General features: G+C 68.0%; 22 protein-coding genes. 7 read left to right on the forward strand and 15 right to left on the reverse strand.

Annotated features, from left to right (window positions below; genetic code table 11):
* Positions 1–20 precede the first annotated feature (20 nt).
* The gene (locus EI73_RS08050; RefSeq protein WP_034385817.1) at positions 21–800 is read right to left on the reverse strand and encodes a DeoR/GlpR family DNA-binding transcription regulator; all 780 of its coding nucleotides are present in this window, start codon (positions 798–800) and stop codon (positions 21–23) included.
* 194 nt (positions 801–994) lie between these two features.
* Between EI73_RS08050 and ptsP the strand changes: the two genes are divergently transcribed.
* The 3 genes from ptsP to EI73_RS08065 all read left to right on the forward strand — a co-directional run bounded on the left by ptsP (position 995) and on the right by EI73_RS08065 (position 6,355).
* Entirely contained in the window at positions 995–3,502 is a 2,508-nt protein-coding gene (gene ptsP / locus EI73_RS08055) for a phosphoenolpyruvate--protein phosphotransferase (protein WP_034385818.1), read from the forward strand.
* Positions 3,499–4,470 (forward strand): 1-phosphofructokinase, encoded by a 972-nt coding sequence (gene pfkB / locus EI73_RS08060; protein WP_034385819.1) that lies wholly within the window; start codon positions 3,499–3,501, stop codon positions 4,468–4,470. The genes ptsP and pfkB overlap by 4 nt, the downstream gene beginning before the upstream one ends.
* Positions 4,471–4,534: 64 nt before the next feature.
* The gene (locus EI73_RS08065; RefSeq protein WP_034385821.1) at positions 4,535–6,355 is read left to right on the forward strand and encodes a PTS fructose-like transporter subunit IIB; all 1,821 of its coding nucleotides are present in this window, start codon (positions 4,535–4,537) and stop codon (positions 6,353–6,355) included.
* A 44-nt stretch (positions 6,356–6,399) separates the two neighbouring features.
* Here the strand turns inward: EI73_RS08065 and EI73_RS16840 are convergent, their stop codons facing one another.
* The 5 genes from EI73_RS16840 to EI73_RS08085 form a co-directional block, all read right to left on the reverse strand.
* Positions 6,400–7,167, reverse strand: coding sequence for a flavin monoamine oxidase family protein (locus EI73_RS16840; RefSeq protein ID WP_369699471.1), 768 nt, complete (start codon positions 7,165–7,167; stop codon positions 6,400–6,402).
* Complete coding sequence (locus EI73_RS16845; protein ID WP_197050755.1) at positions 7,149–7,763, reverse strand: FAD-dependent oxidoreductase; 615 nt, start codon at positions 7,761–7,763, stop codon at positions 7,149–7,151. The genes EI73_RS16840 and EI73_RS16845 overlap by 19 nt, the downstream gene beginning before the upstream one ends.
* A 31-nt stretch (positions 7,764–7,794) precedes the next feature.
* Positions 7,795–8,736 carry an acetyl-CoA carboxylase carboxyltransferase subunit alpha gene (locus EI73_RS08075; protein WP_034385822.1) on the reverse strand — a complete coding sequence of 314 codons (942 nt, stop codon included), beginning with the start codon at positions 8,734–8,736 and terminating at the stop codon, positions 7,795–7,797.
* Positions 8,733–9,587, reverse strand: coding sequence for an acetyl-CoA carboxylase, carboxyltransferase subunit beta (gene accD, locus EI73_RS08080; protein ID WP_034385824.1), 855 nt, complete (start codon positions 9,585–9,587; stop codon positions 8,733–8,735). The genes EI73_RS08075 and accD overlap by 4 nt, the downstream gene beginning before the upstream one ends.
* Before the next feature lie 106 nt (positions 9,588–9,693).
* Positions 9,694–10,146, reverse strand: coding sequence for a hypothetical protein (locus EI73_RS08085; RefSeq protein WP_034385825.1), 453 nt, complete (start codon positions 10,144–10,146; stop codon positions 9,694–9,696).
* A 178-nt stretch (positions 10,147–10,324) separates the two neighbouring features.
* Between EI73_RS08085 and EI73_RS08090 the strand changes: the two genes are divergently transcribed.
* Positions 10,325–11,797 (forward strand): transposase, encoded by a 1,473-nt coding sequence (locus EI73_RS08090; protein WP_231557309.1) that lies wholly within the window; start codon positions 10,325–10,327, stop codon positions 11,795–11,797.
* Here the strand turns inward: EI73_RS08090 and EI73_RS08095 are convergent.
* The 3 genes from EI73_RS08095 to ftsH all read right to left on the reverse strand — a co-directional run bounded on the left by EI73_RS08095 (position 11,686) and on the right by ftsH (position 17,547).
* A complete protein-coding gene (locus EI73_RS08095; RefSeq protein ID WP_051935451.1) occupies positions 11,686–13,872 on the reverse strand; it encodes a GAF domain-containing protein in 2,187 nt (728 codons plus the stop codon). The two genes, EI73_RS08090 and EI73_RS08095, sit on opposite strands and share 112 nt — an antisense overlap.
* A 384-nt stretch (positions 13,873–14,256) precedes the next feature.
* Entirely contained in the window at positions 14,257–15,561 is a 1,305-nt protein-coding gene (locus EI73_RS08100) for a thymidine phosphorylase (protein ID WP_034385828.1), read from the reverse strand.
* A gap of 126 nt (positions 15,562–15,687) precedes the next feature.
* Positions 15,688–17,547 carry an ATP-dependent zinc metalloprotease FtsH gene (gene ftsH, locus EI73_RS08105; RefSeq protein ID WP_034385830.1) on the reverse strand — a complete coding sequence of 620 codons (1,860 nt, stop codon included), beginning with the start codon at positions 17,545–17,547 and terminating at the stop codon, positions 15,688–15,690.
* A gap of 570 nt (positions 17,548–18,117) precedes the next feature.
* Here ftsH and EI73_RS08110 point away from each other — a divergent pair.
* Positions 18,118–19,125 carry a tetratricopeptide repeat protein gene (locus tag EI73_RS08110; protein ID WP_231557310.1) on the forward strand — a complete coding sequence of 336 codons (1,008 nt, stop codon included), beginning with the start codon at positions 18,118–18,120 and terminating at the stop codon, positions 19,123–19,125.
* Here the strand turns inward: EI73_RS08110 and EI73_RS16265 are convergent.
* From EI73_RS16265 to EI73_RS08125, 3 genes are all read right to left on the reverse strand, one after another.
* A complete protein-coding gene (locus EI73_RS16265) occupies positions 19,122–19,385 on the reverse strand; it encodes a hypothetical protein (protein WP_156103487.1) in 264 nt (87 codons plus the stop codon). The two genes, EI73_RS08110 and EI73_RS16265, sit on opposite strands and share 4 nt — an antisense overlap.
* Before the next feature lie 416 nt (positions 19,386–19,801).
* A complete protein-coding gene (locus EI73_RS08120) occupies positions 19,802–20,557 on the reverse strand; it encodes an ABC transporter substrate-binding protein (protein WP_034387924.1) in 756 nt (251 codons plus the stop codon).
* Positions 20,558–20,606: 49 nt separating this feature from the next.
* On the reverse strand, positions 20,607–23,036 hold the full coding sequence (locus EI73_RS08125) for a glutamine--tRNA ligase/YqeY domain fusion protein (RefSeq protein WP_034385833.1): 2,430 nt from the start codon (positions 23,034–23,036) through the stop codon (positions 20,607–20,609).
* A gap of 59 nt (positions 23,037–23,095) precedes the next feature.
* Between EI73_RS08125 and EI73_RS08130 the strand changes: the two genes are divergently transcribed.
* Complete coding sequence (locus EI73_RS08130) at positions 23,096–23,821, forward strand: GNAT family N-acetyltransferase (RefSeq protein ID WP_034385835.1); 726 nt, start codon at positions 23,096–23,098, stop codon at positions 23,819–23,821.
* 50 nt (positions 23,822–23,871) lie between these two features.
* Here the strand turns inward: EI73_RS08130 and EI73_RS08135 are convergent, their stop codons facing one another.
* The 3 genes from EI73_RS08135 to EI73_RS08145 all read right to left on the reverse strand — a co-directional run bounded on the left by EI73_RS08135 (position 23,872) and on the right by EI73_RS08145 (position 25,965).
* Positions 23,872–24,354: a multidrug DMT transporter gene (locus EI73_RS08135; protein WP_034385837.1), complete on the reverse strand. Its 483-nt coding sequence runs from the start codon at positions 24,352–24,354 to the stop codon at positions 23,872–23,874.
* A gap of 97 nt (positions 24,355–24,451) precedes the next feature.
* On the reverse strand, positions 24,452–25,591 hold the full coding sequence (locus tag EI73_RS08140; protein ID WP_034385838.1) for a S1C family serine protease: 1,140 nt from the start codon (positions 25,589–25,591) through the stop codon (positions 24,452–24,454).
* Complete coding sequence (locus tag EI73_RS08145; protein ID WP_034385840.1) at positions 25,588–25,965, reverse strand: hypothetical protein; 378 nt, start codon at positions 25,963–25,965, stop codon at positions 25,588–25,590. The genes EI73_RS08140 and EI73_RS08145 overlap by 4 nt, the downstream gene beginning before the upstream one ends.
* A gap of 154 nt (positions 25,966–26,119) precedes the next feature.
* Between EI73_RS08145 and EI73_RS08150 the strand changes: the two genes are divergently transcribed.
* Positions 26,120–26,818: an XRE family transcriptional regulator gene (locus EI73_RS08150; RefSeq protein ID WP_034385842.1), complete on the forward strand. Its 699-nt coding sequence runs from the start codon at positions 26,120–26,122 to the stop codon at positions 26,816–26,818.
* The last annotated feature ends 42 nt before the right edge of the window (positions 26,819–26,860 follow it).

The raw sequence follows: 26,860 nt of genomic DNA on the forward strand, positions 1-26,860 counted from the left end.
GACGCCCTCGCCCCTACCGGCTAGCTCAGAACCGCCGCGGCCTCCACCACCTGGGCACCGGCGGCCTCAAAGGCTTCACGGGCCCCCGGGGGCGCTTGATCGGTGACCCAGGCGCTCACGTCGCCCAGCGCTGCAAAGGTGACAAAGCCCGTATGGCCCCACTTGCTGTGGTCGGCGATCAGGACGCTGCGGCGAGCACGGCGCATGATGGCCGTCTTCTGCTGGGCCTCGATCAGGTTGCTGTTCGTCAGGCCGCGCTGCGGGTCGATGCTCGTGCAGCCGACGAGGAAGGTGTCGTAGGCGTAGCGCTCCACGGTGGCAAGGGCGTCGGGGCCAGTCAGGCTGTAGGTGGAACCGTACAGCTCACCGCCAACCACGTACAGCGGGCACTCGCCGTTGAGCTCATAGGCCACGTCGATCCCGTGCGTGACCACCCGCAGGGTACGGGTGAGGGCTGGGGTGCGCCGCAGGGCCTGCGCGACGTGCCGAGCCGTGGTGCCCGCATCGAGGTATACCGTCTCGCCCGGCTTCAGCAGGGTGAGGGCCGCCTCAGCAAGCCGCGCCTTGCCGCCCTGCTCCAGCTGCTGCCGGTCGCTGTAGCGCTGATCCTGACTGGCCAGCGCCGCGCCGCCATGCACCTTGCGAATGAGGCCACGCTGGGCCAACACGTCGAGGTCGCGCCGCACCGTGGCCCCACTCACCCCCAGGTGCTCGGTGATCGCCGTGGTGCGCACGGTACCCCGGCGGGCCAGCAGATCGAGGATGCGGCTCAGGCGTTCCTCAGCGAGCGGGGCGGTCATCTGCGGGCATGCTAGCGCAACCCCGCCCCTAGACTCAAAGTCGCTCACCCCTGTGGGTCGTCTGGACCGGGCCTCGCGCGCCCGGTGGGGACTTGTGTCCTCTTCTTAAATCATTTATGATCCTAAACGTTCAGAAGTAATCAAAATCTTTCAGAGACCGGCTGACGGCTCGCCGGGGGAGGCAGCAGACAGGCATGATGGATCTTCCGCAGGAACTCATCCGGCTGGGAGCGCAGGCGGGCAGCAAGGCCGAGGCGATCGCACAGGTCGCGGCGCTGCTGACGGCGGCGGGCAACGTGGCACCGGGCTACGCGCAGGCCATGCTTGCCCGCGAGGAGCAGGCGAACACCTACCTGGGGAGCGGCATCGCCATTCCGCACGGCACGCCCGAGTCGCGTCACCTGATTCACCGCACGGGCATCGCCGTGTTGCAGCTTCCCGGCGGCGTGCGTTGGGGCGAGGGCGGCGAAAGGGTACGGCTGGTGGTCGGCATTGCCGCCACGAGTGACGAACACCTGGGCCTTTTGCGCCGCCTTACCCGGGTGCTTGGTGACGAGGCCCTGGTGGAAAGGCTCTCTACCACTGTTGATCCCACCGACATTCAGGAAGCCCTCACCGGGGAGCGGCCCGCCGCCGCACCGGCAGCTCCCGCGGCGCTGCCCTACAGCGCGGCCGTGACGCTGCCCAATCCCCTGGGGATGCACGCCCGGCCCGCGACCCTGCTGGCCAAACTGGTGCGGACACACGGCGGCCGGGTGCGCCTGACCCGCGCCGAACCGGATGGAACGGACGGCGAAAGCGCGGACGCCACGCGGCTCATGGAGGTCTTGAGCCTGGGGCTGACGCGCGGCACGCTTCTCAGGGTGAGCGCGGACAGCCCCGAACTGCTTGCCGCCGTGACGGACGCGATCCGGGCCGGGTTGGGGGATGACCTCAGCGCCCCTGGGGCGAGTGGCGCACCCGTTCGCCGCGCACCCGACTGGGTGCCCAGCGAGGTCGGAGCGACCATCGAGGGCGTCCCCGCCGCTGATGGCCTGGTGGTCGGTGTGACGCGCCAGCACGCGCCCCGGCCACTCGATGTCCGCGACGAGCCGGGTGATCCAGCGCAGGAGGCCACGCGGCTAGATGGCGCGCTGGCCGCTGCGGAAGCCGAACTCGCCACGGTGATCGCCGACGTGGGCGCCCAGTTTGGCGCGGACAAGGCCGCCATCTTCCGCGCCCATCAGGAGCTGCTGAGGGACGAGGGCATCCTCCAGGACACCGTCGCCCGCATTCTGGACGGGCACGGGGCAGCATGGGCGTACCGTGAGGCCACGGAGGCCCGCATCGCCCAGCTTCAGCGGCTGGATGACCCCACGCTCGCCGCCCGCGCCGTTGACCTCAGCGACGTGCAGCGGCGGGTGCTGCGACACCTGCTGGGGCTCCGTGAGGTAGAGGTGGCGGCCGGGGACCCGGTGATTCTGCTCGCGCCCGACCTGACCCCCAGTGACACCGCGCGGCTGGGGCCGGACACGCTGCTGGGCTTTGTGACCGCGCAGGGCGGGCCGACAAGCCACACGGCGATCATCGCGCGTGGGCTAGGCCTTCCGGCGGTGGTGGCGGCTGGAGAGGGCGTCCTGGATATCCCCGACGGCACGCCCGCGATTCTGGACGGCGCGGCGGGGCGGCTATACCTCAACCCCTCGGGGGCGGATGTGGCTTCGGCGCGTGAGCGGCAGGGCGTGCTTGAACGGGAACGCGAGGCCGCCCGCGCCGCGCGCTTCGCACCCGCCGCCACCCGCGACGGGACGCGGATCGAGGTCGCCGCCAATATCAACCGCGCGGCCGACGCGCCCGCCGCCCTGGACGCCGGAGCCGAGGGCGTGGGGCTGATGCGCACCGAGTTTCTCTTCCTAGAGCGGGACGCGGTGCCCAGCGAGGACGAGCAGGAACGCGAGTACCGCGCGATGGCCGAAGCGCTTGCGGGCCGCCCCCTGATCATCCGCACGCTGGACATCGGCGGTGACAAAGAGGTGCCGTACCTGGGTCTGGCGCGCGAGGACAACTCCTTCCTGGGCATTCGCGGCATTCGGCTGTGTTTCGAGCGCCCCGACCTCTTCCTGCCGCAGCTGCGGGCGGTTGCGCGGGTCGCCAAGGATCACCCAAACGTCCACCTGATGTTTCCGATGATCTCCACCCTGGAGGACTTCCGCCGCGCCCGCGCGATCTTTGACCGAGTGCGCGAGGAGCTCGGCGCCCCCCGTGTCCCCCTGGGCGTGATGATCGAGGTGCCCTCGGCGGCGTTGATCGCGGAGGCGCTTGCGCCCGAGGTGGACTTTTTCTCCATCGGCACGAATGACCTCACCCAGTACACCCTGGCGATGGACCGGCTACACCCGCAGCTTGCCCGCCAGACCGACGCGCTGCATCCCGCCGTGCTGCGGCTGATCGCACTCACCGTGCGGGCGGCAGACCGGCACGGCAAATGGGTGGGCGTGTGCGGCGGCGCGGCCGGTGACGACGTGGGCGCGCTGGTGCTGGCAGGCCTGGGCGTTAAGGAACTCTCGGTGAGCACCCCGCAGATCGCCGGGGTCAAGGCTGCCCTGCGTGCGCGCACCCTGGGCGAACTTCAGGCCCTCGCCGGGGAAGCCCTCACCCAGGCCACCGCCGAGGACGTTCGGGCGCTGGTACGCCCTCCCCAGACAGAAGGAGCGACGGCATGACGTTTGCCCCCACCGGCATCGTCACCCTGACCCTTAACCCCGCCCTCGACCTCACCGTGCGAGCCGACGGCTGGCGACAGGGCGAAGTGAATATCGGTCAGTCACTGCACTGGGCGGCAGGGGGCAAGGGCGTGAACGTGGCCGCCTTCCTGGCCGACTGGGGCCTTGCCGTCACCGCGACCGGCCTGCTGGGCGACGAGAACCCAGAGCGGTTCGAGACGCTCTTTCGTGCCAAGGGCATTCGCGATAGCTTCGTGCGGGTGCCCGGCGCCACCCGGGTGGGCGTGAAGCTGGTGGACGGCGCCGCGCAGGAGACGACCGACATCAACCTGCCGGGCCTGGCGGCCACAGCGGACGCTGTACAGGAGTTGGAAACGCGGCTCTTGGCCCTGACCGCCGACCACACCATCTTCGTGCTTGCCGGAAGCCTCCCGCCCGGCGTGGCCCCCGACTTCTACGCGCGCCTCACGGCCCGGCTGCGCGCGGCGGGGCGCTTCGTGGCACTCGACACCAGCGGCGCGGCGCTGCAGGCCTCCCTCGCGGCGGATGTCCTCCCCGACCTGGTCAAGCCCAACATCCACGAGCTGGAAGCGGCGCTGGGGCGCTCGCTGGACCGCGAGGCCGAAGTGCTCGCGGCGGCGCGGGAACTGCTGCGGCGCGGAGCCGGGCTGGTGGCCGTGTCGCAGGGCGAACGCGGCGCGCTCCTCGTGACGGCGGGGGAAGCCGTGCGCGCCCAGCCCCCCCGCGTGGCCGTGAAAAGCACCGTGGGCGCGGGAGACGCGATGGTAGCGGGCCTGCTGTCGGCCCACCAGGACGGCCTGAAGCTCGTCGACGCGGCGCGGCGCGCAACAGCCTTTAGTCTCGGCGCCATCACTCGCTTGGGAGCGCACCTGCCACCCCGCGCCGAACTGGAGGCGTTCGCCCATCAGGTGAGGGTGGAACCGCTGGAGCAGGTGGAACCCGCATGACCCGCCGCCCCCCTCAGGCAGCCCCCCGATCCCCGCTTCATTCCCCCTTCCAGGAGGTCCCGTCATGGCAAAGCTAGTCGCTGTTACCGCCTGCCCGACAGGCATCGCTCACACCTTCATGGCTGCCGAGGCGCTGCGGCGCGCGGCCCAGGCCGCTGGACACGAACTGCGCGTGGAGACGCAGGGGAGCGTGGGAGCCCAAGATCCCCTGACGCCCGCCGAGATCGCCGCAGCCGACGCGGTGATTCTTGCGGCTGACGTCAAGGTGGATGAGGCGCGCTTTGCCGGGAAACGCCTCGTACGGGCGAGCAGCGGAGAAGCGATCCGCAGCGCCCCGGCACTCATCGCTCAGGCGCTCGGGCAGGGCACGGCGGGCACCGGCAGCCCGCCCGCGAGCGTCTCCCCCGCGCCCCTTCGCATCGTGGGCATCACCTCCTGCCCCACCGGGATCGCGCACACCTTTATGGCGGCCGAGGGGCTAGAACACGGCGCAAAGGCGCTGGGCCACCGAATCAAGGTGGAGACACAGGGCAGCGTGGGGGCAGGAAACCAGCTGACGCCGCAGGACATCGCGGAGGCAGACCTGGTGATCATCGCGGCGGATACGAACGTAGACCTCTCGCGTTTCCAGGGCAAGCGAGTGTACCAGACGGGCACCAAGCCCGCCATCCAAAACGGGTCGGCGCTGGTGCAACGGGCGCTGGCCGAAGCGGTGGTGTACGGCGGAGCCGTGGGCCCAGGCGCAGGACCGGATCTGGTCACCCAGGCGAGTGCAGCCAAAGCGGCCAAAAACGCGAGCGCCCCCGCCTTCTATAAGCACCTGATGACCGGCGTCTCGCACATGCTGCCCTTTGTGGTGGCGGGCGGCCTCCTGATCGCCCTCGCCTTTGCGATTGGATCGTTCCAGTTCGGGGATCAGGGCATCTTTATCTACGAGGACCGCTACGCGGGGACGCTGGGCAACACCCTCTTCAAGATCGGCGCCCAGGGTGCTTTTGGCTTGTTCGTCCCGGTGCTCGCAGGCTACATCGCCTTTTCCATCGCGGACCGGCCTGGCCTCGCGCCCGGTATGGTGGGCGGCTTCCTGGCGGGCCTGACGGGAAGCGGCTTTCTGGGGGGCATCATCGCGGGGTTCCTGGCCGGGTACATCACCCGGTGGCTGACCCGCGCCATCCGGCTGCCGCGCACGTTAGAAGGCCTCAAGCCCACCTTGATCCTGCCGCTGCTGGGCACCCTGGCGGTCGGCCTGCTCATGATGTACGTGGTCGGGCGGCCGGTTGCGGCAGCGCTGAGCGGGCTCACGGCGTGGCTCCAGGGCCTGGGCAACACCAGCGCGGGCCTGCTGGGGGCGCTGCTGGGCGCGATGATGGCCTTTGATATGGGCGGCCCGATCAACAAGGCGGCCTACACCTTCAGCACCGGCCTGCTGGGCGCCAAGGTCTACGGGCCCATCGCTGCAGTGATGGCCGCGGGCATGACGCCGCCCCTCGCCGTCTTCTTCGCCACGCTGTTTTTCAAGAACCGCTTCACGCCGGACGAGCGCGAGGCTGGAAAGGCCGCCGGGGTGCTGGGCATCTCCTTTATCACCGAGGGGGCGATCCCCTTCGCGGCCCGTGATCCCCTGCGCGTGATCCCGTCGCTGATGGCCGGCTCGGCGGTCGCGGGCGCGATCAGCATGGCGGCGGGCTGCCTGCTGCGTGCTCCCCACGGCGGCATCTTCGTGCTGTTTATCCCCAACGCCGTCACCAACCTGCCCCTGTACATCGTGGCGATTCTGGCTGGAACGGCCGTGAGCACCGTGCTGCTGGGCCTGCTGAAAAAACCCGTCACCCAGACACCCGCCGTGACGAACGCGCCGGACGTGGCGAACGTGGCGACGGATTGAAAGAGGCTCTGCCGGCGGGGAACGCGTCCCCGCCCTCCTCTGCTTCATGTCGCCGCGAGCACCTCGGCCGCCACCCGCTCGCCGCTCTCGACAGCACCGTCTAGGTAGTTCATCCACACGCGGGCCGTCTCTGCCCCCGCCCAGTGCAGGCGGCCCACGGGTTCTCGCAGCGCCTCGCCGTAACCGGTCCAGGTGCCCGGGCCGAACAGGGCGCCGTAACAGCCGCCGCTGAGGGGCTCGGCAGCCCAGTTGCGTTCGGCCGTTTCCAGCGGGTGCAGCGCCGCGGGGCCGAAAAGCCGCGCGAGGCTGCTGAGGGCAGCCTCCCGGCGTTCCTCCTCGCTGCAGTTCAGCAGGGCGCGGGCCTCCCCGCCCTCGATCAAGCCCAGCAGCACACCTGGCCTTCCCTGCGGCGGGCTGTTGTCGAAGGTGACCGTGACCGGCCCCCGGTCGCTGATGCTCATACCGCTCAGACCCGCCGCGCGCCAGAAAGGCCGCGTATACACGGCCAGGAACTTGATGACGGCACCCATCGGCAACCGCTGCTGAAGCTGCGCACGGCGAGGAGGCAGCGGCGGCTCAAAGGCCACACCCGCGAGCAGGGCGGGCGGCACGGCGAGAATGGCGCGCGCCGCGTGGTGCGGGCCGTTCGGCGTGTGTAGGGTGACGCCCACGCTGTCCTGCTCCACGCGCGTGACCGGGCTGTGTAGGCGCACGTCGGGCAGGGCATCGGCCAGCCGCAACGCCACGCTTTGTGCTCCACCCAGCACGCGGTTTTGCAGGGCGTGGCCACGGGTCAGGGTATGGCCATTGATGCCGCCCCCGTGGGCCGTGTAGGCGTGTAGGTCAGGGCATGCAGCAGGCTGAACTCGCTGGCGTCTGCGCCCAAAACCGCTCCGGCATACCGCCGCAGCAGGGCGCGGGTCTGCGGCGTGTGGGCGTGCTTCACGATCCAGCTTTCAAAGGTCTGTGCGTCTAGGGTTGCTGCGTCCGGCGCGGTCCAGGGCGCGTCCTTCGGAATCCGGCGGGCCAGCGCCTCGAAGCGCCCTATAAGCAGCGCGTAGTCTGCGAGCACGTGCGGCGGCAGCGGCGGGACAAGGCCGCGGTAGTGCCGCGTGCGCCCCAGCAGGTGCGCCAGGTGCTTTCCGGCGTCGTAGGTGGGAAAGACGTCCAGCCCCAGTTCGCGAAGAAGCGCCGACACATGCGGCTGGTTCGGCCCGACCCACTGTCCGCCCAGATCCACGCTCACGCCGGTCACGGGAAGGCGAACCGTGTGTGTTCGTCCGCCCACCCGTTCCCGCGCCTCCAGCACCCGTACCCGCCGCCCCGCCTGCGTCAATCGGCGTGCAGCGGTGAGTCCGGCCAGGCCTGCACCTACGACGATGACCTCTGGTTCGTCCCGACTGGTCATGGGTCAGCGTACTGCCCAAGCCAGCCCCTTGCTACACCTCGGTAAAGGCCCCCAGCGCCCGGAAGCGCCTTGCCCGCTCCGCCCGCAACGCCTCGCCGTCTAGGTTCGAGAGTTCAGCGAGATGACGGCTCACTGCCTCCCCCACCGCCTGAGCGGCGGCGTCTACGTCGAGGTGTGCGCCGCCGGGCGGCTCGGCGATCACCTCCTCCACGATCCCGAGGTCCAGCAGGTCGGCAGCCGTGACCTTGAGGGCCTCGGCGGCCTGGGGGGCCTTGCTCGCGTCCTTCCAGATGATGCTGGCGGCCCCTTCCGGGGAGATCACCGAGTACCAGGCATTCTCCTGGATCAGCACCCTGTTTCCGACGCCGATGGCCAGCGCCCCACCCGAGCCGCCCTCGCCGATCACCACCGAGACGGCGGGTACCCGCAGCCGCACCATTCGCTGGATGCTTTCGGCGATCGCCCAGCCCTGACCGCGTTCCTCGGCCTCGATCCCGGGGTAAGCCCCCTGGGTGTCGATCAGCGACACCACCGGCAGCCCGAAGCGGTCGGCCAGATCCATCAGGCGCATGGCCTTGCGGTAGCCCTCAGGGTTAGCAGAGCCGAAGCGGCGCTTGATCTTGCTCTTCGTGTCGCGGCCCTTCTGCTGCATCAGCAGCATGACCGGAGTGCCCTGCCAGCGCGCCGGGCCACCGATCAGGGCCGGGTCATCGCCATACGCGCGGTCGCCGTGCAGCTCGGTGAAGTCGGTGCAGAGCCGCTCCACGTAGTCGAGGGCGGTGGGCCGCCCCGGCATCCGCGCGAGCTGCACCCGGTCCCAGCGTGTCAGGCTCGCGCTTCTCTCGGCACGCAGGCGCTTGACCTCGGCCCGCAGGGGCTCTAAGGCCGCGTCGAGGTTCTGCCCGGTTTCGCGGGCCGTCGCCTCTAGGTCACGCACCTGGGCTTCCAGCCTGCTCAGCGTGTCGTGAGTCACGCGCTCACCTCCCGCTGCTGAAGCACCCCAAGCAGCCGGGCGAGATAGGCGCGGTGCTCACGCCGGTCCACCACGCCGTCCACCATGCCGTGCTCCAGCAGGAATTCGGCCCGTTGAAAGCCCTCGGGGAGGTGTTGGCGGATGGTCTGCTGAATGACCCGCGGCCCAGCAAAACCGATCAGCGCCCCGGGTTCCGCGATGATGACGTCCGCGATGGTGGCAAAGGAGGCGGTCACGCCCCCAGTCGTGGGGTCCGTCAGAATACTGACGTAGGGTAGGCCGCGCGCCGCGAGGCCCTCGAGCGCCACGGTGGTCTTGGCCATCTGCATCAGCGAGAGGGCACTCTCCTGCATCCGGGCCCCACCACTCGCCGCGACCAGCACCAGGGGCGTGCCCGCTCCAGCGGCATACTCGGCGGCACGGGCGATCTCTTCGCCCACCACGCTCCCCATGCTGCCGCCGTTAAAGGCAAAGTCCATCACGGCAACCGTGACGGGAATCCCGTGGATGGTCCCCGTTCCCGTCAGAATGGCGTCGGGACGCCCGGTTCTCTTCTGCGCCCGCTCCAGCCGCGCCGGATAGGGTTCGATATCCTCAAAACCCAGGGGGTCGGTGGGATGCACGCGGCCCGAGCGCTGCTCAAAGCTCCCCTCATCCAGCAGCACATCCACACGTTGTTGTGCGTCGAGCCGAAGGTGGTGCCCGCACTTGGGACAGACGAAGAGGTTGGCTTCGAGTTCACGGTTATACAGCCCCGCCTTGCACTGGGGGCACTGGGTCCAGAGGTCCGGCAGTTCTGCCCCAGCTTGCGGCTGCGGGCGACGCCGGCGAAAAAAACGGTCGAGCGCCATACGCTTCACTCCTCCTGGGGAATACTCGCTTCCCGCGCCATTCTAGAGGCACGGGTGCGGTCCCCCTGCGGCGGCTGAACGCAGTGCAAGGAGAGCCAGAGGGCCCTTAGCCCAGGCGGCGCTTGAGATAGTCGTCGATCTGCGCGAGCTGCACGTTCAGGTCGCCCTGCAAGGCGTCGATGCGGGCCCGCAGGGCATCGAGCTCCGCTCGGTTCGCCGTGGCCGCGCCGCTGCCCAAGGCCTGAAACCGTTCGTCGATGTACGCCTGAAGCTGGGCGAACCGGCTACTCTCCTGGCTGTCGAGGCTGGCCCGCAGCGCTTCCATATCCCGCAGCAGCCGGGCGCTGTCGGCCTGCGCCCGCAGGCTGGATACTCCCGCCCAGAAGTAGAAGATCAGCGCCAGCACGAGCGCGGTCAGCAGCAGGATAAGCCCCAGCGGCACACCGGTGTAGGTCACAAACCCCAGGCTGAGGGTGTGCCCGAACATCAGGGCATGCCGGTTCAGCACCGCAAACACCACGGCGAGCACCACGATGATGACCAGGACAGCCGTCCGCATGGCCTGAGCCTAACGCACCCCGCGCGGCAATACGCGAGGGTGGGTTACGGGAGGGTTAAGAAACGCCTCTGGAATCACCAAGATGCTCCGGGGAAGCGCCTGCCTTCGGGCATGGGGAGGAACCGGAGCGCCGCGAAGCGGCCTAGGTTTTCACCAGCTCGCATGTTAAACCCTTTCTGTGAAGTTGACGCTGACCGCCAAGCTCAAGCTGAACCACACCAGGGAGCAGAAAGCCGCCCTGGACGCGGTGACGTTGAGCTATCGGGACGCGCTGAACTACACGTCGCAAGTGGCCTTTGAGATGGGCAAAAGCTCCAATCAGGCCAAGATTCAGAAGGAGGTGTACGCCACCCTCCGGGAGCGGTTCGGGTTGGGCGCTCAGATGGCCTGCTCTGTCCCGCGCGCCGTTGGGGCGGCGTACAAGACCCTTTGGACGCGGGCGAAGCAAGCGAAGGCCGCACGGGAGCGCAACCCCAAAGCCCGCGGGTATAAGGGTCTCGACGCGCCGCCAAAGTTCGTCTCTCGCACCCTCAGCTACCAGTACGGGCGCGACTACTCGTTCAAGAGCGGCCAACGGGTGAGCATTTCCACGCTGCAAGGCCGCTTGGTGCTTTCCTACGAGGGGTACGCCAAGCACCTGGAATACATCGCACAAGGTGCTGAAGTCGGTGCGGGCAAGCTCTGGTACGACAAGCGCAAGAAGCAATACTTCTTGCTTGTCCCGCTGAGTATCGAACTCTCCGACCCGGAGCCTTCCACCCATAAGCAGGTGGTGGGCGTGGACGTGGGGATGCGGTATTTCGCCGTGGCAAGCAGCACCTCCAATCAAGCCTTCTTCAAATCGGGCAAGGAGACGCTTCGCCAAGCGGAGCGGTACGCGAAAGCCCGCAAGTCGCTTCAGCAAAAAGGCACCCGTTCCGCCGTGCGCCGTCTTGTGGCGCTGTCGGGCCGGGAAAGACGGTTTATTGCTGATACCAACCACTCGCTTTCCGCCCAAATCCTTCGTTCCTTCCCCCAGGCTTTGATCGGCATCGAGGAACTGACCGGAGCGCGTGAACGCACCGAACGGCGCAGCCGGAAGGGCAGTTCCGAGAAGCAGAGGAAGGCGAACCGCCGCCGTGCGCGCTGGAGTTACGCCGAGTTGCTGGGCTTTCTGGCGTACAAAGCGCCGATTGTCGGGAGCGTGGTGGTGAAGGTGGACGCGCACTACACCTCGCAAACCTGCCCCCAATGCGGCCATTGCTCTCAGGGCAACCGGCCTCAAAAGGGACTGATGTTCGTCTGCGAGAGTTGCGGGTATTCGTTGCATGCCGACCTGGTGGGGGCAAGGAACGTGGGACTCAGGGCATTGCTGGTCCGGCAAGACTGGGCCAGCACGGGGTGTTTGTCATGCACCCCCAGTCGCCCCGAAAGCGCAGACCCGCACGCTGGGTCTGCTGGGCGAGATGTGTCGGACGCTGAAACCAAAGCCGCACGCCTGCAAAGGTACTCGGAGTTGCGGTGGAGTCCAGACACAAGCCCCCGCCTTGAGGCGTGGGGTCATGACGGCAAGTTGTTCTCTGCAGCGGGCAGCGTGAAGAAAAAGGTGGAGCCGGCCCCAGGCGTGGACTCCACCCAAAGCCGTCCGCCGTGCCGCTCCACGATCTTTTGACAAACCGCCAGGCCGATGCCAGTCCCCTCATACTCGCCCTGACCGTGCAGGCGCTGGAAGATCACGAAGATCCGCTCAAAGTACTGCGCTTCGATGCCAATGCCGTTGTCCATCACGGCAAAACGCCAGACCTCGCCCTCACGCTCGGCGCTGACGCGCACCTCGGGGCGCACCTGTGGCCGCCGGTACTTCAAGGCGTTCGAGAGCAGGTTCTGAAAGAGCTGGTCAAGCTGCGACGCGTCCGCGAGCACCGTGGGCAGGGCACCGATCTGAAGCTGCGCCTCCAGCAGGTCGAGGTCGGGGCGCAAGCGAGCGAGCACGGCTCTAAGAACCGCTCCACTGTCCACGGGTTGCCGTTCGCGTTGCTCGGTATGCACGCGGGAAAAGGCCAGCAGGTCATCCACCAGACGCTTCATGTGCTCTCCGCTCTCGACGATCTGGCGCAGATAGGTCTGCCCCCGTGCGTCAAGCTGCGCCTCATACCGGCGCGCGATCAGGCCCGCAAAGCTGGTGACTGCGCGGATGGGCGCTTGCAGGTCATGGGAAGCGACATAGGCAAACTGCTCGAGCTCTGCGTTGCTGCGCTGGAGTTCGGCCGCCTGCGCTGCGAGCTGGGCCGTTCGTTCCTCCACCCGGCGTTCGAGTTCGGCATGGCTCTGCTGAAGCTGCCCGTACAGGCGGGCATTGTCTAGGGCCACTGCGGTCTGGGAGGCCAACCCCAGCGCAAACTGCTCGGCCTGCTCGCTAAAGATCCCCGGCTCACCATGCCCGAAAAAGAGGCCGCCCAGCACCTCCCCGCTCCGCGTGACGACCGGCACCGCCAGGTAGCTGCGCACCGGCAGGTGTCCCGGCGGCATCCCGTGGTACGGCGGGTTTTGACCGTAGCGCTCGTCGCGGGTGATGTCGGCCACCCGGACAGCGCCCTCTCCCCGAAAGGTCGGGCCAAAGACGGGCGTGGTTCGCGGCAACGGAAAGGAGGCAAAGGCCTCCCGCGCCGCACCCGCCAGAGCGTACAGGGTATGGGTCTGCTGGTGGCGATCGGTGAGGTTGTAGAAGAACGCTCCGAACTGTGCGCCCGTCAGCTCGACCCCCGCATCCGTCACCGCCTGGACCAGCCGGTCGAGGTCGAGCTCCGCAGACAGCGTCCGTCCGATGCGGTTGAGCGTTTTCAGCGTGTCCGCCTGCGTTCGCAGCTCCTGCTCCGCCTGAATGCGGCTCAGGGCCTGCACGCACTGCTCGACCAGGCTCAACAAAAAAGCCTGCTCCTGTGAGCGGAAGTGCCGAGCTTCCCCGAAGCTGAGCACCAGCACGCCCCACAGGTTCCCCTCGACCAGTAGGGGCAGGGCCGCCAGGCTGCGGGTATCCTGCGCGCGCAGCCTGGCGGCCTCGGGATACTGCGCGTCAACTGTTCCGCCCACAAAGACCGGCTGCTGCTCGCGGGCCGCCTTGCACAGCGGAACCTCGAGGGCAAGCGGCAGGCGGGCAAAGCGCTCCAGCAGTTCCGGCGTGTACCCCACCTCGCCCCGCAGTTCGAGGTGTGTGCCGTCCCGGTCGGGGAGAAACAGGCCTCCCCGCTGGGCGCCCGCTGCGTCGACCGTCTGCTTCAGCAGCACCCTAACCACCTGCTCCGGCGTGCGTGTTCCGGCCAGTGCCGCGGTGACCCGTTGCAGCGCCTCGGTGCGCCGGGCAAAGGTGACGTCACGAATCTGCACCGCCAGACCTGACGGGGTGGGCACCACCTGCACACGCAGCCAACCGCCCACCGCGGGGTTAAAGGTGTCGTACTCGACTGGCCGGTTCTCTTCGCGGGCGCGGCGGCTCTCGCTGAGCCAGCGGGAGCTGAAGGTGTGCGGGAGATCCCGCTCCAGATGGCGTCCGATCACCTCCGGCGGTGTCAGACCCGCGATCGCTGCCGCTCGGCGGTTGACATAGGTGATGTGGCCCTCCCGGTCCAGGGTAAAGATCGCGTCGGCACTGGCTTCCAGGAGGTGCGCCAGGGCGGGCGGAAGGAAGGACTCTGGGAGAGACGTGGCTTGCCCCAGCCTCTGGGCCTGGGGCTTCTCAGGTGGCGGCATACGTTCCTCCGTTCCCGTTCTCGCCTAAAGGGGCAGGAGGCTTCGCCGCGCCGTTCAGCGCCGCCTTGTCGAGCGTGCGGGTGAGGTAGATCCGGATACCTCCCGCCCTTCCGCTTGGCCACGCTCCCGGCAGCGCCAATGGAGCGGAGCCCCACTCGTTGAGCCTCCTCCAGAACAGCGGGCTGCGGCTTCGCCACCCGGCAGGCGGGAACCGCTTGTTTCCACCCCTCCAGGCGGGGGCTGGCGCGTCTCTATCGGTCATAGGATGCGGCCCTGAGAGCCGGCAGAAGAAATTGTAGCGGGGACCCACCCGCCTGTAGGCTCCCCACGATCCGGGCAGCTCAGCCAGCTCCCCGCCTCTTGCCGGCCCCTCACCTGCGGTCTTCAGTTCACTCGGTCTAGAATCAGCGGCTCGGGGACCAGCGGCGACTCTTGGACGTTCAGGCCCGCCGCCAGCAGCCCGCGCGCGGCGTCGAGTCCACGGCCATCCCGGTGATAGAGGCGCAGGACGGGCTCGCCCGCCTCCACAGCCTCGCCGGGTTTTTTGAGCAGTTCCACCCCTACGCCGTGGTCAATCGCCTCGCCCTTGCGCTCGCGTCCGCCGCCCAGCGCCAAGACGGCACGGCCCACCGCGAGCGCATCGATGCGGTGCACATAACCGGTGCTCGGGGCCAAAACTTCTGCCCGTCCAGGCGCCACATCCAGCCGCTCAGGAGCATCGACCAGCGTCACGTCGCCCCCCTGTGCGCCCACAAAGGCGCGAAACTTCGCCAGCGCGGAGCCGTCTTGGAGGGTGGCGCGGGCCCGCGCCTGCGCCTCCTGCGCAGCCTCGCCGTGGGCCGCGAGCGCCTCCACCGCCAGAGCCACACACAACTCGGTGAGGTCCTGCGGGCCCTCGCCGCGCAGGGTAGCGAGAGCTTCTTGTACCTCCAGGCTGTTTCCCGCCATGTGGCCCAGCGGCGTATCCATATCGGTCAGCACGGCCCGCACCACGCGGGAGGCACGCGTGCCGATCTCCACCATCGCTCGGGCCAGGGCGCGGCCGTCTTCCAGGGTCCGCATAAAGGCTCCTGCGCCCACTTTCACATCCAGCACAATGGTGCGCGCGCCCGAGGCGAGTTTCTTACTCATGATCGAGGAGGCGATCAGGGGCAGGCAATCCACCGTGGCGGTCACGTCGCGCAGGGCGTACAGCTTGCCGTCTGCGGGTGCGAGGTCCTTCGACTGCCCCACAAGCGCCAGGCCGATCTCCCGGGCCTGCGCCAAAAAGCGCGACTCAGACAGCTCGGGCGTCCAGCCGGGAAAACTCTCCAGCTTGTCGATGGTCCCACCGGTGTGGGCCAGGCCGCGCCCACTCATCTTGGCAACGGTCAGCCCGAGGGCCGCCAGCATCGGCGTGAGAATCAGGCTGGTCTTGTCGCCCACGCCGCCCGTCGAGTGCTTGTCTACGGTGCGGGGCAAGCCCGCCAGGTTCATCTGTTCGCCCGACTCCGCCATCACCAGCGTCAGGTCGGCCGTTTCCTGCGGCGTCATCCCCCTCAGGTACACGGCCATCAGCCAGGCGCTCATCTGGTAGTCGGGCACCTCGCCCCGGGTGTAGCCCAAAACGAGCTGCTCCAGCTCGGCCCGGGTGTGCGTTTCGCCGTCGCGTTTCTTGCGAATCAGATCGGGGACATTCAGGAACGGCATACGGCAGTGTAGGACGGGAAAGCCCTCACGCTCCTCCCAAGCCCCTTGCTCGGCAGTCACCCCCGGGAAGGTCGATCAGAAAACCCCCCGTCTCCGGGGGGCTTTGCCGAGGGGAACGGGGAGAGCCTAGGCCGTGGGCTGCGGTGCCGCCTGGCGGCTGCCGTCCACCCGGGCCACAGCCTCGCGCACCACGTCACCGGTGATGAGTTCCTGCGAGAGCAGGGCGTCAGCGACCTCGTGCATCGCCTGCGCGTACTCGGTCACAAGCGCCTTGGCGCGCTCGTAGGCGCGGCTCAGGATGCGTTTGACGTCCTCGTCCACCAGCTGGGCGGTGTGCTCGCTAAACTCCTTGGGCTTGGCCATGTCCTCACCCAGGAAGACCGGGCCGGAATCGGTGTGCAGGGCCATGTTCTTGAAGTTCTCGCCCATCCCCCACTCCAGCACCATCTTGCGAGCGATGTTGGTGGCCTTGCGAAAGTCGTCGGCCGCACCGCTGGTCACGCTGCCCATAAAGACTTCCTCGGCAGCGCGCCCGCCCAGCGAGACCACAAGCTGGTTTTCCAGCCGCTCCTTGCTCATCAGCGCCCGCTCTTCGGGCAGATAAAAGGCGGCTCCCAGCGCGCGGCCCCGCGGAATGATCGACACCTTCTGAAGCTTGTCGCTGCCCGGGATCACGGCAGCGGTCACCGCATGCCCGGCCTCGTGATAGGCGATGGCCTTGCGCTCCTCGGGGCTCACCGTGAGCGAGGCGTTTTCCAGGCCCAACGTGATCTTGTCGAGGGCACGGTAAAAGTCACTCATGTCGATCTGCGTCTTGCCCAGACGGGCCGCCTCCAGAGCCGCCTCATTGGTCACGTTCTTGAGGTCCGCCCCCGAGAAGTAGGGCGTGCTCTTGGCGATCTCCGTCACGTCCACACCGGGGGCAAGCGGCTTGTTGCGCAGGTGCACCTTGAGGATCGCCTCGCGCTCCTTGAGGTTGGGCAGGTCGATGGTCACCTGGCGGTCAAAGCGCCCGGGACGCAGCAGCGCGGGGTCGAGGACGTCGGGGCGGTTGGTGGCCGCAAGGACAATCACGGAGCTGGTCTTGTCAAAGCCGTCCATCTCCGAGAGGATCTGGTTGAGCGTCTGCTCGCGCTCGTCATGCCCGCCGCCGATGCCCGCACCGCGTTTGCGACCGATGGAGTCGATCTCATCGATAAACATGATGGCGGGAGCACTCTTGCGGGCGTCGTCAAACAGCGCGCGCACGCGGCTGGCGCCCACCCCCACGAACATTTCCATGAATTCCGAAGCCGAGACGCTGAAAAAGGGCACGTCGGCCTCCCCGGCGATGGCGCGTGCCAGCAGCGTCTTGCCGGTTCCGGGCGGCCCCACCAGCAGCACGCCCTTGGGAATCTCCGCACCGATCTGGTGGTACTTGCCGGGGTTTTTCAGAAAGTCCACGACCTCGATCAGCTCGCGCTTGGCCTCCTCGTGGCCCGCGACGTCACTGAACTTGGTCTGCACGCGGTTTTCCTTGCCGTACTTCTTGGCCCGCGACTGGCCAAACTGCATCACGCCGCTTTGGGTGCCCTGGGCGCGCATGAAGAAGAAGTACAGCAGGCCGAACATCAGGATGATCGGCAAGAAATTGAGCAGGATGCCCAGCCACTGGCTCGCGGCCTCGAAGCGGTAGTTCACGCCCTGCGCCTCGAGCTGCCCGATCAGGCTGCTGTCGGGCACCGCCTGGTTGGTGGGCAGACGCACCGTAAAATCCTGCACTTCACGGGGCTGCGGCGCATTGGCCACCTCCACGCGGGTCGGCTCCTTGAGCCGCACGGTCGCCACACCTTCTTGCACGACGACCCGTTCGATCCGGCCCTGCTCCAGCAGGGATTTGAACACGTTGTAATCGACACTGGCCCGCCCGCTCATGGGTGCCTGCGAAAACATCAGGAACAGCGCCAGAACGAACAGGACGATCAGCCAGGGATTGAGCCGCCTCAAGTGTGGTCCTCCGGGGGAGAAAGAGAAGGTTGGGGACGGTCGCCGTCCCACTGAAGTTGAGTGTATCAGACTCAAGATGCCCGGGGGTAGCATGCATTACACAGCGGTCCCGGCTACGGCGCCCCAAGCGTGCCTGCGGCGGTTTCCTCCCGCCTGCCTCGCGTTATTCTGGAGGGTGATGATCGATGTCGCCACCACCTGGGAACAGACCTGCACGGCACTCGCGGCGGGCGACTACGACACGGCCTTTGGTGTGCTGGAAGCGGCCATGCACGAAGCCCGCAAGCCTCAGAGGGGCCGGATCGCCCTCTACCTTGCCAGCGTGCATGCCCTCTACGGGGACGCGGCGACCACGGAGATGGGCGCCGCTCTGCACGAGGCCCGCCGCCTCGATTCCAGCCTGCGCGAGGACCCCCTGTACCTGGCCCTGAGCGCTGAACTCGACGCTCGCACGCGCGGTCCCGACGCCACGCCCCCCCACCTGCGGCGCGGGAGGCCGCCGACCCGCTCGCCCGCTACCACGCGCTGGCGGCCCTGGCCTTGGGCGGGCACCCGCAGGAGGCACTGGACGTGCACCTGCCGCTGGCGGAGTTGCCCCCGCACCTCCAGTGGCGGCTCAGAAGCTGGCAGGCCGACGCCGAGGAGAACCTGGGCCACCCACAGGAGGCGGCGCACCTGTACGCAGAAGCCGCGCACCACGCCCAGGGGCTTCACCGCGCGGTGATGCTCCAAGAACAGGCTGCCCTCCTGCTGCAACTCGGCCAGGCCGAGGCAGCGGTGCAGGCGCTTGACCAGGCCCGGCCCCTGTACACCGGACGGGATCCGGAAGAGGCCCTCAACCAGGCCACCTGGCACTACCTGTACGCCCAGGCCCAACTCCATCTGGGACGGCCAGAAGAGGCGCTCCGCAGCATCCGCGAGGCGGACCGGCTGGAACGTGAGCACGGTGATCCCAGCTACGGCGTGGCGCTGGTCTGGGGACAGGTGATGACGCACCTCGGTCAGCAGGAGGAGGCCCTGCGGCACTTCGAACGGGCGCTTTCTCTGGCGGGCGAGGCGGACCGCTCCTACGCCCAGCACGAGCTGGGGGTAGCCCTGCTTGACCTTGACCGGCCTCTCGAAGCCCGCGAGCGTCTAGAAGCGGTCCTCGCAGACCCCGACTATCCCTACCGCCCGGAGGTGCTGGCGGACGTCGCCGAGTGCGACTACCGCCTAGGCCGCCTCCAGGAGGCGCAGATGGCCGCCGAGCAGGCGCTGGCGCAGGGAGCGGTGATCCCGGCCAGCATGGTCTTGGGCAACGTGGCCTTTGACTACTACCACCTCGACGAGGCGCTTGACCACTACGAGCGGGTGGTCCGCGAGGCAGCGGCGGGCAGCCGCGACTGGATCACCGGCCACCAGATGGCCGCCGACGTGATGGCCCAGCAGGGCTTCCGCGACCCCGCCGCCGCCTACGCCCACGCCCAGCAGGCCCTGGAATACACCCCCGAGAGTGACGACTGGTACAGCACCCTGAGTGACCACCTCAAAAAGGCCGAGGCGCTGATGGGCGAGAGAAGCGGGCGGATGCTGAATTAGGGGATAACCGAACTCTGCAAGGTCAGGGTGGTGCCAGCCGGGAACTGCCCTTCCCGGACGCGCAACCCCAGCCAGAGCGTGTTGCCGTTCACGCCCTCGACCACGGCTGCCCCCTGGGCGTTCAGGTAGCCGCGCCCCTCCTGGAGAGAAAAGCTGCCAGCCGGAAGACCTGCCAGGGTGTCACAAACTATTGCCCCGCCTGCCTGCGTCTCACAGGGGGGGCTGGTCGTGGCGTAAACGTCGCCGCCGGCACTGACCATGCTGGTACTGCTGCCTTCAACAACCAGACTGGCGCTGAGTGAGGCCGTCTTCAGGTGCCCAGTTTGGCCTGAAGGGACTCTGATATATGCCACCCTGCCCCCGGGAGTCAGGGCCTCGGACAAACTCAGGGTTGCGGGTTCCAGGGGCAGTGGGGTGACATTCTGACGACAGGACGCCAGGGCAAGTGTGAGCGGCACGAGCAGCAGGGTGCAGTTCAGGTTCATCTCTTTTTCTCCTAACGCGGGCTTTTTCTAGCTTCAGCTCTCTACTTATAAGGGATTAAGTTGATTCGTTGACATCAAGATGAATTGCCTCCCCCCTCTCCCCCTGCGGGAGAGGGCTGGGGTGAGGGGGCGACGGAGCGGCTTGCACGCCTCCAACAGGTGGAGGACTCATTTTAATTCCGTATTACTTGTTACTTACAGCGGATGTCTTCCCCAAAATACTTCTCCGAGAGCTTCTGGTAGCTGCCGTCCTTCATCATCCCCGCCAGGGCCTGGTTGATGGCGTTCCTGAGCGACGTGTTGCCCTTTTTCACGGCGATGCCGATCTTTTCCTGAAAGAGCATCTCGCCCAGTTTCAGCCCGGCCTGGGGAAACTTCTTGCGGCCCTCGATGGCGACGAAGCGGTCGGTGATGAAGGCGTCCACCCGCTTCGACAGCAGCATTTGCAGGGCGTCGGCGTTGGTGGGGTAGGTCTTCACGCTGCCCAGGCCGGGGAGCTTTTCGGCGCGCTGCGCGTAGGTGGTGCCCAGTTGTACGGCGACCGTCTTGCCCTTCAGCGCGGCGACGGTGAGGGGCCCCCCGGCACGGGCAAGGATCACGCCGCCCGAGCAGTAGTGGGGGCTCGCGAAGTCCACCGCCTTCTGCCGTTCGGGGGTGATGCCGTGGCTGGAGATCACCAGGTCGAAGCGGTCCTGGTTCAGGCCGATCAGCAGTGTGTCGAAGGCGCTGGGTTTCCACTCGACCTTCAGGCCCATGCGCCCCGCGAGGGCTTCGGCCAGTTCGGCCTCAAAGCCCACGATCTTCTTGCCCTGCGTGTAGGTGAAGGGCGCGTAGGTCGGTTCGGTGCCCACGACCAGCGTGCCGGACGCCTTGATCGCCGCGAGGTCTCGTGCGGAGGCGGTGCCCAGGGCACCCGCCAGGAGAGTGAGCAGAAGAGTCTTCTTCACAGAGGGAGGGTAACGCCAGCGGCTGACCGTTCCATGAAGGCCAGCGCCCTCAGGGACCACCCAACGCCTCCGCCAGCTTCTGCCCGACGATGTTTGGGTCTGCTTTGCCGCCCGTGGCCCGCAGCACCTGTCCGGTGAAAAAGCCCAGGAGCCCCGTCTTGCCTCCCCGGTACGCCGCCACCTTGTCGGGATGGGCCCGCAGCACCTCCTGAACTGCCCTTTCGATGGCTTCCGCATCGGTGACGACGCGCAGGCCCTCGCGTTCCACGATGGCGGCGGGCGCTTCCCCCGTCTCCGCCGCGCGCAACAGGACGTCTTTGGCGATGCGGGTGCTGATCTGCCCCTCCGCCAGCAGCGCGGCCAGCGGCGGCAGGTCGGCGGCGCTGAGGCGGCTTTCACCCGAGCGCAGGCCGGGCGCGAGGTCATTGACCACCCAGGCGGCCACCTGCGCGGCGTGTTCCCCAGCATTCGCCTGAGCAAAAAAGGCACCCAGACCCACGTCCCGCACGAGCGTGCGCGCGTCCCCCTCGGAAACGCCCAGGGCGGTGAGGCGAACGCGTTCATCCTCCTGCTCGGGGGTCAGCGGCGTGACCTGTCCCCCCCCGGCACTCGGCTGCGGCTTTTCCGCCCGCTGCCCCCTGCGCTCTCCCGCGGGGCTTTGCCGTTCGGTCTTCTGCACCTCCTTTGCCCAGGTGTCGCGCAGCGTGATGATTCGCCCGAACACGAGCGCGTCTTCCCGGCTGTCCACCGGATCGCGCCAGAAGTACCCCTGGCGCTCGAACTGGTAGCGGGTGTCCTGCGGGTCGCGGGCGACGCTGGGTTCCACCCAGCCGTGTGTCACGCGCCGACTGTGGGGATTGAGGTGGCGCAAAAAGCTGGTGTCCACCGGAGCCGCCTCGTTCTCGTGGCTCATGCGCTCGGGGTCGAAGTCAGGGGCGATGTCGTCGGGGGCGTCCCCTTCCGGGTTGGGGACGCGAAAGAGGCGGTCATACAGACGGAACTCGGCGGGAAGGGCGTGTTCGGCGCTCACCCAGTGGATGACGCCCGCCGCCTTCGCGTCCTCACCCAGCAGCGTCGCCCGCACGAGGGTGACGTTGCCCGCCTCGTCCGTCTCTACCCCTTCGGCACGGATGATGCCTGCCCCGCGCAACCGCACTGTGCCTCCCTGGGTCAGGCGCTTGTAGCCCCTGGGAGGATCGAGAGAAAAGTCCTCGCGCTCGATGTAGAGTTCGCGGGTGAGGGGCACGTCGCGCACCGCCTGTTCGGGCAAGACGCGTTCGCCGGTCGGCAGCGCCACCAGCCCATCCGGGGACTCGCGAATCACGTCGTGGGGCCAGTACGGAAGGGAAAGGGTGCGGGTCTCCCCGGCGGGCAGGTTCTCGATCACCACCCGCAGCGGCTCCAGCACCGCCATCACGCGCGGCGCGCGGTGGTTGAGGTCGTTTCGCACCGCGTTCTCGTAGATGCTGATGTCCACCGTGCGGTTGGTGCGGCTCACACCGATCTGCGAGGCAAAGGCCAGGATGGCCTGCGGCGTTACCCCCAGCCGCCGCTGGGCACGCAGGGTGGGCATTCGGGGGTCGTCCCAGCCCGTCACATACCCCTCGTGCACGAGCTGGCGCAGCTTGCGCTTGCTGGTGACGGTGTATTCCAGCCCGCGCCGCCCGAACTCGTACTGGTGCGGACGCGGCGTGAAGCCCAGCGTCTCCATCAGCCAGTCGTAGATCGCCCGGTTGTCCACGAATTCCAGGCTGCACATGGAGTGCGTAACGCCTTCCAGCGCGTCCTGAAGGGGATGCTGAAAGTCGTACATGGGATAGATGCACCAAGCGTCCCCCGCTCGGTAGTGGGAGGCATGCAGGATGCGGTACAGCACCGGATCGCGCAGCTTCATGTTGGGGCTTGCGAGGTCGATTTTGGCGCGCAGCACATGCGCCCCGTCGGGAAACTCGCCCGCGCGCATGCGGCGGAAAAGGTCGAGGTTCTCCTCGACGCTGCGGTCACGGTAGGGGCTGGGGGTGCCGGGTGTGGTCGCGTCGCCGCGCAGCCGGGCCATCTCCTCGCTGCTGACCGAGTCCACGTACGCCTTGCCCAGGCGGATGAGGTGCTCGGCGTACTCGTAGTAGCGCTCGAAGTTGTCTGAAGCGTAGTACAGGTGTTCGCCCCAGTCCCAGCCCAACCAGCGCAGGTCGTCCTGAATCGCCTGCGCAAATTCCATGCTTTCGCCTTCGGGATTGGTGTCATCGAGCCGCAGGTGGTAGCGGCCCCCGTACTGCACGGCGGTCTGAAAGTCGAGAAAGGAGGCGAAGGTATGGCCCAGGTGCAGGTAGCCGTTCGGCTCGGGCGGAAAGCGCGTCACGACCTGCGGGTACTTGCCTTCGCGCAGGTCACGCTCGATGATCTCGGTGATGAAGTTGGGGGCCACCCGTGGGCCGGGGGAGCGGGCTGCCGGGTCAGAAGAGGTGTCGGGCGCCGTCATGGGCTTCAGAATACTGCCGCCCTCATGGTGCGCCGCTCAGCGGGCGCTACGCTCCCCACATGAGCACGGCCGTCACTGTTCGCCGCGTCACCGATCCCCATGACCCGGCCCTCGCGGCCTTTGGGCGGATTCAGCAAGACAGCTACTACGCCCCCGATATGCTGATTCCCCCCGCCGCCTTTCCGTACCTCGTGGCGGGTGGGGGGCGCGGCCCGCGCGAGGACCGCATCCTGGTCGCCGAGGACGCCGGGGGCCGAGTGCTGGGCGGCACGGTCTACCACCTCCTGCCGGAAGCGGGCTTCAGCTCCTTTTTGGCGGTGACGCGGGAGGCGCGGGGCCAGGGCCTCAGCCGCGCGCTACACCAGGCCAGGCTGGAGGAGGTGCGGGCGCGCGGCCTCGCCGGCCTTTTTGCCGACAGCGTCTTTCCGGGCAGGCAAAGCGCGGCCGACCGCGCGGCAGAGGCGCGCACCGGCATGGACCCCCTCGCTCGGCGGCGCGCCCTGCACGCCCTGGGCTACCGCACGGTAGATGTGCCGTACTGGCAACCCGTCGGCGGCCCGGATGGCGGTCCCCTCACGGACCTCGATCTGCTGTATCACCCGCTGAGCGGCGCGGACACCGTGCCCACCGCCCTGGTGGCCGGCACCCTGCGCGCCTACTGGACCGCCTGGCTTGGCCCTCAGCGCGCCCAGAGGGAAGCAGAAGCCCTCGCGAAACGAGCCGGCAGCGACGCCCTGGCCCTGCTTCCCGCCACGGAAACGCCGGGGTACTGGCGCAAGGGGTAACAGACGTGGGCACGCCCCCAAGAGGAAGCGCGGGGCAAGGACACGGGCAGCTACGCCGCGGGCTGCTCGCTGCCCCCTTCTCCTTCCGGCGCGCGGCGGCTGCGGCCAGGCCGTTCGGGTGCCCCCTCAGCCGGAACGGCACCGCCAACCGCAGGAACACCGATCCGGGCCAGCGTTTCCCCGAAAGCACGCATCGCGTCGCTGGCTTCGAGGTCGGCAACGGCTCGGGCATTCAGGGCCCCGAGTTCCTCACGGGTGACGGCGTACTCCGGCGCGTCGTGGCCCTTGAGGGTGCGCAGCAGCCGGTAGGCGTGACCCGCCTCGATGGTGGCCCCTTTGCTGGTGGTGACGCTGGGGGCGCTCGCCATGTCCGTGCCCACCAGGGTGATGGCCTCCGGTGAAATCAGGGTGACCCGGTCGCCGCGTTCCTCCATGTGCGCCGCAAGCTGCAAAAGCCCCCGCAGGTGAAGCATATGGGTGAAGAGGTCCAGGTGGGCCAGCATCGCCCCGGCTTTTTTCAGCAGAGTGTCCATGGCTTGTATTGTTCTGTTTTTACCAGAATTGTCAAGATAGATTAGGCTCATTTTGGGGCTCAGTTTCTGCCTCAGCAGAACCGCCATCACCCAGAGATCAGCTGCGCAGCCGAGAGCGGGGGGCCAGGGTCAACTGCACCTGTAGCTGCTGGCCGCCGCGCAAGACGGTGAGGGTGATGGTTTCGCCCGGTTGGTAGCGGCGCACGGCGTACTGGAAGTCAGAGAAATTGAGGACCCGCTGGCCATTGACGGCCGTGACGATGTCACCAGAAATCTTTTTGCCGCTGGCGTCGTAGTTGAGGGGTTGCAGGCCCGCACGCTCGGCCGGGCTCCCGGGTTCTACGCTGGTGAAAAAGGCGCCCGGCGTGTCCCCCAGACCGAGATTCGACGCGCGGTTGAGGGTGAGGAACTCCTCGGCGGTGAGGGCGAACACAAAGTTCAGGCGCGGATCTAGGCCGATTCCGATCACGGGCGCCTCCCGCTTGACCCCCTGGCGGAGCTGGGCGAGCGTGGCGTCATCCTGGGTCACGGGCACGGCGTAGGACGTGATGCTGTTTCCGCGCGTTACGCTGATGTAGCTCACCACACCGATGACTTCGCCCCGCGCATTAAGCACCGGACCGCCACTGTCGCCGGGCACGAGCTGCACGTTCATCTCCAGCGTGCCGGGCGGAAAATCGGCGCGGCCCGCGTCGGCATTGAGGCCGGTTAAGCGGCCTGTTTTGAGGGTCAGGAACGCGCCGCCACCGTTCCCGATCGCCAAGGCCGGTTCCCCCACCTGGGGACGCCCGCTTGCCAGCGGCAGAAAGGGCGTTCCGGAAGGAACATTCACGCGAATCAGGGCGAGGTCCGACTGGTCGTCGTAGCCGACCACCTCCACGGCATAGCGTTTGCGGTCGAGGGTGACCGCGCTCAGGCTCTTGGCCGCAAACACCACGTGGTAGGCCGTCAGGGCATACCCGTCCCCGATCAGAAAGGCGCTGCCCACGCCGTCCGGATTGCGGCAGTCGTTGGGGGGACAGGCCTCGATCCGCAGCGCAGCCGGACGCAGTTTCTGGAACAGGGCGCGCAGGGTAGCCGTCTCGGTCACGCTGAGGGGCTGGGGCGCCGTCTGTGGTGCGGCGGACCGAGTGGGGAGGGGCGCAGGGGCAGAAGCGGAGGGCATCTGCGCAGCCCCGCTTCCCAGCAGCAGCAGGAGTGTCAGCCCCCGCAGGGCAGCTTTCCGAATGGCATTCATGCCTCAGTGTGCCCATCCGGGTGAACGGGATGTGTGCGGTGCGCTTCGTTCCGCTCCGCTTCGGGCGGGCCAGGCACCCCGAGCTGCCGTTCGATCACCCCACCCAAGCGGGTGAGAATGCCGGGGCCGCTCCAACCGGTCACGCAGGCGGCGGCCAGCAGCAGTGCTGGAGTTGGGGCGGGTCGCAGGAGCACCGTCAGCAGAGCGGCGACCGTCAGTGCCGCGATGCCAGCCGCCGCCGTCAGGGCTCCTACCCGCCGCGCCCCGAGCGGGGCGGCCCGCGAGAGCTGGCGCGTGAGCTGTGTCAGCGCTCCTGCCAGAAACGTGCTGCCCAGCACAGGAAGCAGGCCAGTCAGGGTCGTGGTGTCGGACATAGGGTCTCCTCGGGAAGGCACGGAGCAAGCGAAAGCAGGCAGGAGGAGCAGAAACGAACCCTCTTGAATACGCCTCCAGCATAATATGCCAGTTGGCATAATTTCAAGCCCACCCATTCCAGTCGGGAAACAGGGCAGGATCTACACTGCCTGTATGAACCGCACCCCACCCGAACAGCCGGACCTGGCTGCCTGGCTGCGCGAACGCCGCAGGGCACTGGGCCTTCGCCAGGACGAGGTTGCACGCCGAACGGTGCAGCACGGCGGGGAGGGAGGCCGCCTGACCCAGCCACACCTCAGCCGCCTAGAACGGGGCACACGGGCCCTGGCTTCCCTGACACCCGCGCGGCAAGACGCGCTGCGCCGCGCCCTGGAGATCAGCGCGAGTGAGTGGGTGGCCCGCACGGGGTTGCCGTTGCTGGCGCCCGCGGGCGGCGACCTGCTCGCTGCCCTCGAACTGTTTCGGGTGCCGGTCCGCGCGCTCGCCACGGCGGGCCTGCCCCTCAGCGAGGACCCGAGCAGTGTGATCGACATCGAGCTGGTACCCGCCCGCGAGCACCGTCCCGGGATGCTCGTCCTCGAGGTTCAGGGCGACTCCATGACCGAGCCGGGCGGCGGCGGCATCCGGCCCGGCGACCGCATCTACGTAGACCCCGGTGACCTTGACCTGCGCGAGGGCCGGGTCTACGTGTTGCACGTGCCCGGCCTGGGGCTGACGGTCAAGCGGCTGCGGCGCTACGGCGAACATCTCTGGCTGACCAGTGACAATCCGGACCATCCCCCGGTTCGCCCTGAGGAAGCCACCCTGGTCGGGCGGGTGTACTACCACCAGCCGCGTGGAACCCGGCTGTGACGGCGCGGCGGCCAGGCGGCCCAACGTCCTCCCCGACACCAC

Origin of the sequence: Deinococcus sp. YIM 77859, from assembly GCF_000745175.1 — a bacterium.
Lineage (GTDB): Bacteria > Deinococcota > Deinococci > Deinococcales > Deinococcaceae > Deinococcus.

Excerpts from the sequence above, each read along its gene's own strand:
- EI73_RS08050 (WP_034385817.1), bottom strand. The coding sequence starts at position 800 with ATGACCGCCCCGCTCGCTGAGGAACGCCTGAGCCGCATCCTCGATCTG.
- ptsP (WP_034385818.1), top strand. The coding sequence starts at position 995 with ATGATGGATCTTCCGCAGGAACTCATCCGGCTGGGAGCGCAGGCGGGC.
- pfkB (WP_034385819.1), top strand. The coding sequence starts at position 3,499 with ATGACGTTTGCCCCCACCGGCATCGTCACCCTGACCCTTAACCCCGCC.
- EI73_RS08065 (WP_034385821.1), top strand. The coding sequence starts at position 4,535 with ATGGCAAAGCTAGTCGCTGTTACCGCCTGCCCGACAGGCATCGCTCAC.
- EI73_RS16845 (WP_197050755.1), bottom strand. The coding sequence starts at position 7,763 with ATGACCAGTCGGGACGAACCAGAGGTCATCGTCGTAGGTGCAGGCCTG.
- accD (WP_034385824.1), bottom strand. The coding sequence starts at position 9,587 with ATGGCGCTCGACCGTTTTTTTCGCCGGCGTCGCCCGCAGCCGCAAGCT.
- EI73_RS08085 (WP_034385825.1), bottom strand. The coding sequence starts at position 10,146 with ATGCGGACGGCTGTCCTGGTCATCATCGTGGTGCTCGCCGTGGTGTTT.
- EI73_RS08095 (WP_051935451.1), bottom strand. The coding sequence starts at position 13,872 with ATGCCGCCACCTGAGAAGCCCCAGGCCCAGAGGCTGGGGCAAGCCACG.
- EI73_RS08100 (WP_034385828.1), bottom strand. The coding sequence starts at position 15,561 with ATGCCGTTCCTGAATGTCCCCGATCTGATTCGCAAGAAACGCGACGGC.
- EI73_RS16265 (WP_156103487.1), bottom strand. The coding sequence starts at position 19,385 with ATGGTCAGTGCCGGCGGCGACGTTTACGCCACGACCAGCCCCCCCTGT.
- EI73_RS08125 (WP_034385833.1), bottom strand. The coding sequence starts at position 23,036 with ATGACGGCGCCCGACACCTCTTCTGACCCGGCAGCCCGCTCCCCCGGC.
- EI73_RS08130 (WP_034385835.1), top strand. The coding sequence starts at position 23,096 with ATGAGCACGGCCGTCACTGTTCGCCGCGTCACCGATCCCCATGACCCG.
- EI73_RS08135 (WP_034385837.1), bottom strand. The coding sequence starts at position 24,354 with ATGGACACTCTGCTGAAAAAAGCCGGGGCGATGCTGGCCCACCTGGAC.
- EI73_RS08140 (WP_034385838.1), bottom strand. The coding sequence starts at position 25,591 with ATGAATGCCATTCGGAAAGCTGCCCTGCGGGGGCTGACACTCCTGCTG.
- EI73_RS08145 (WP_034385840.1), bottom strand. The coding sequence starts at position 25,965 with ATGTCCGACACCACGACCCTGACTGGCCTGCTTCCTGTGCTGGGCAGC.
- EI73_RS08150 (WP_034385842.1), top strand. The coding sequence starts at position 26,120 with ATGAACCGCACCCCACCCGAACAGCCGGACCTGGCTGCCTGGCTGCGC.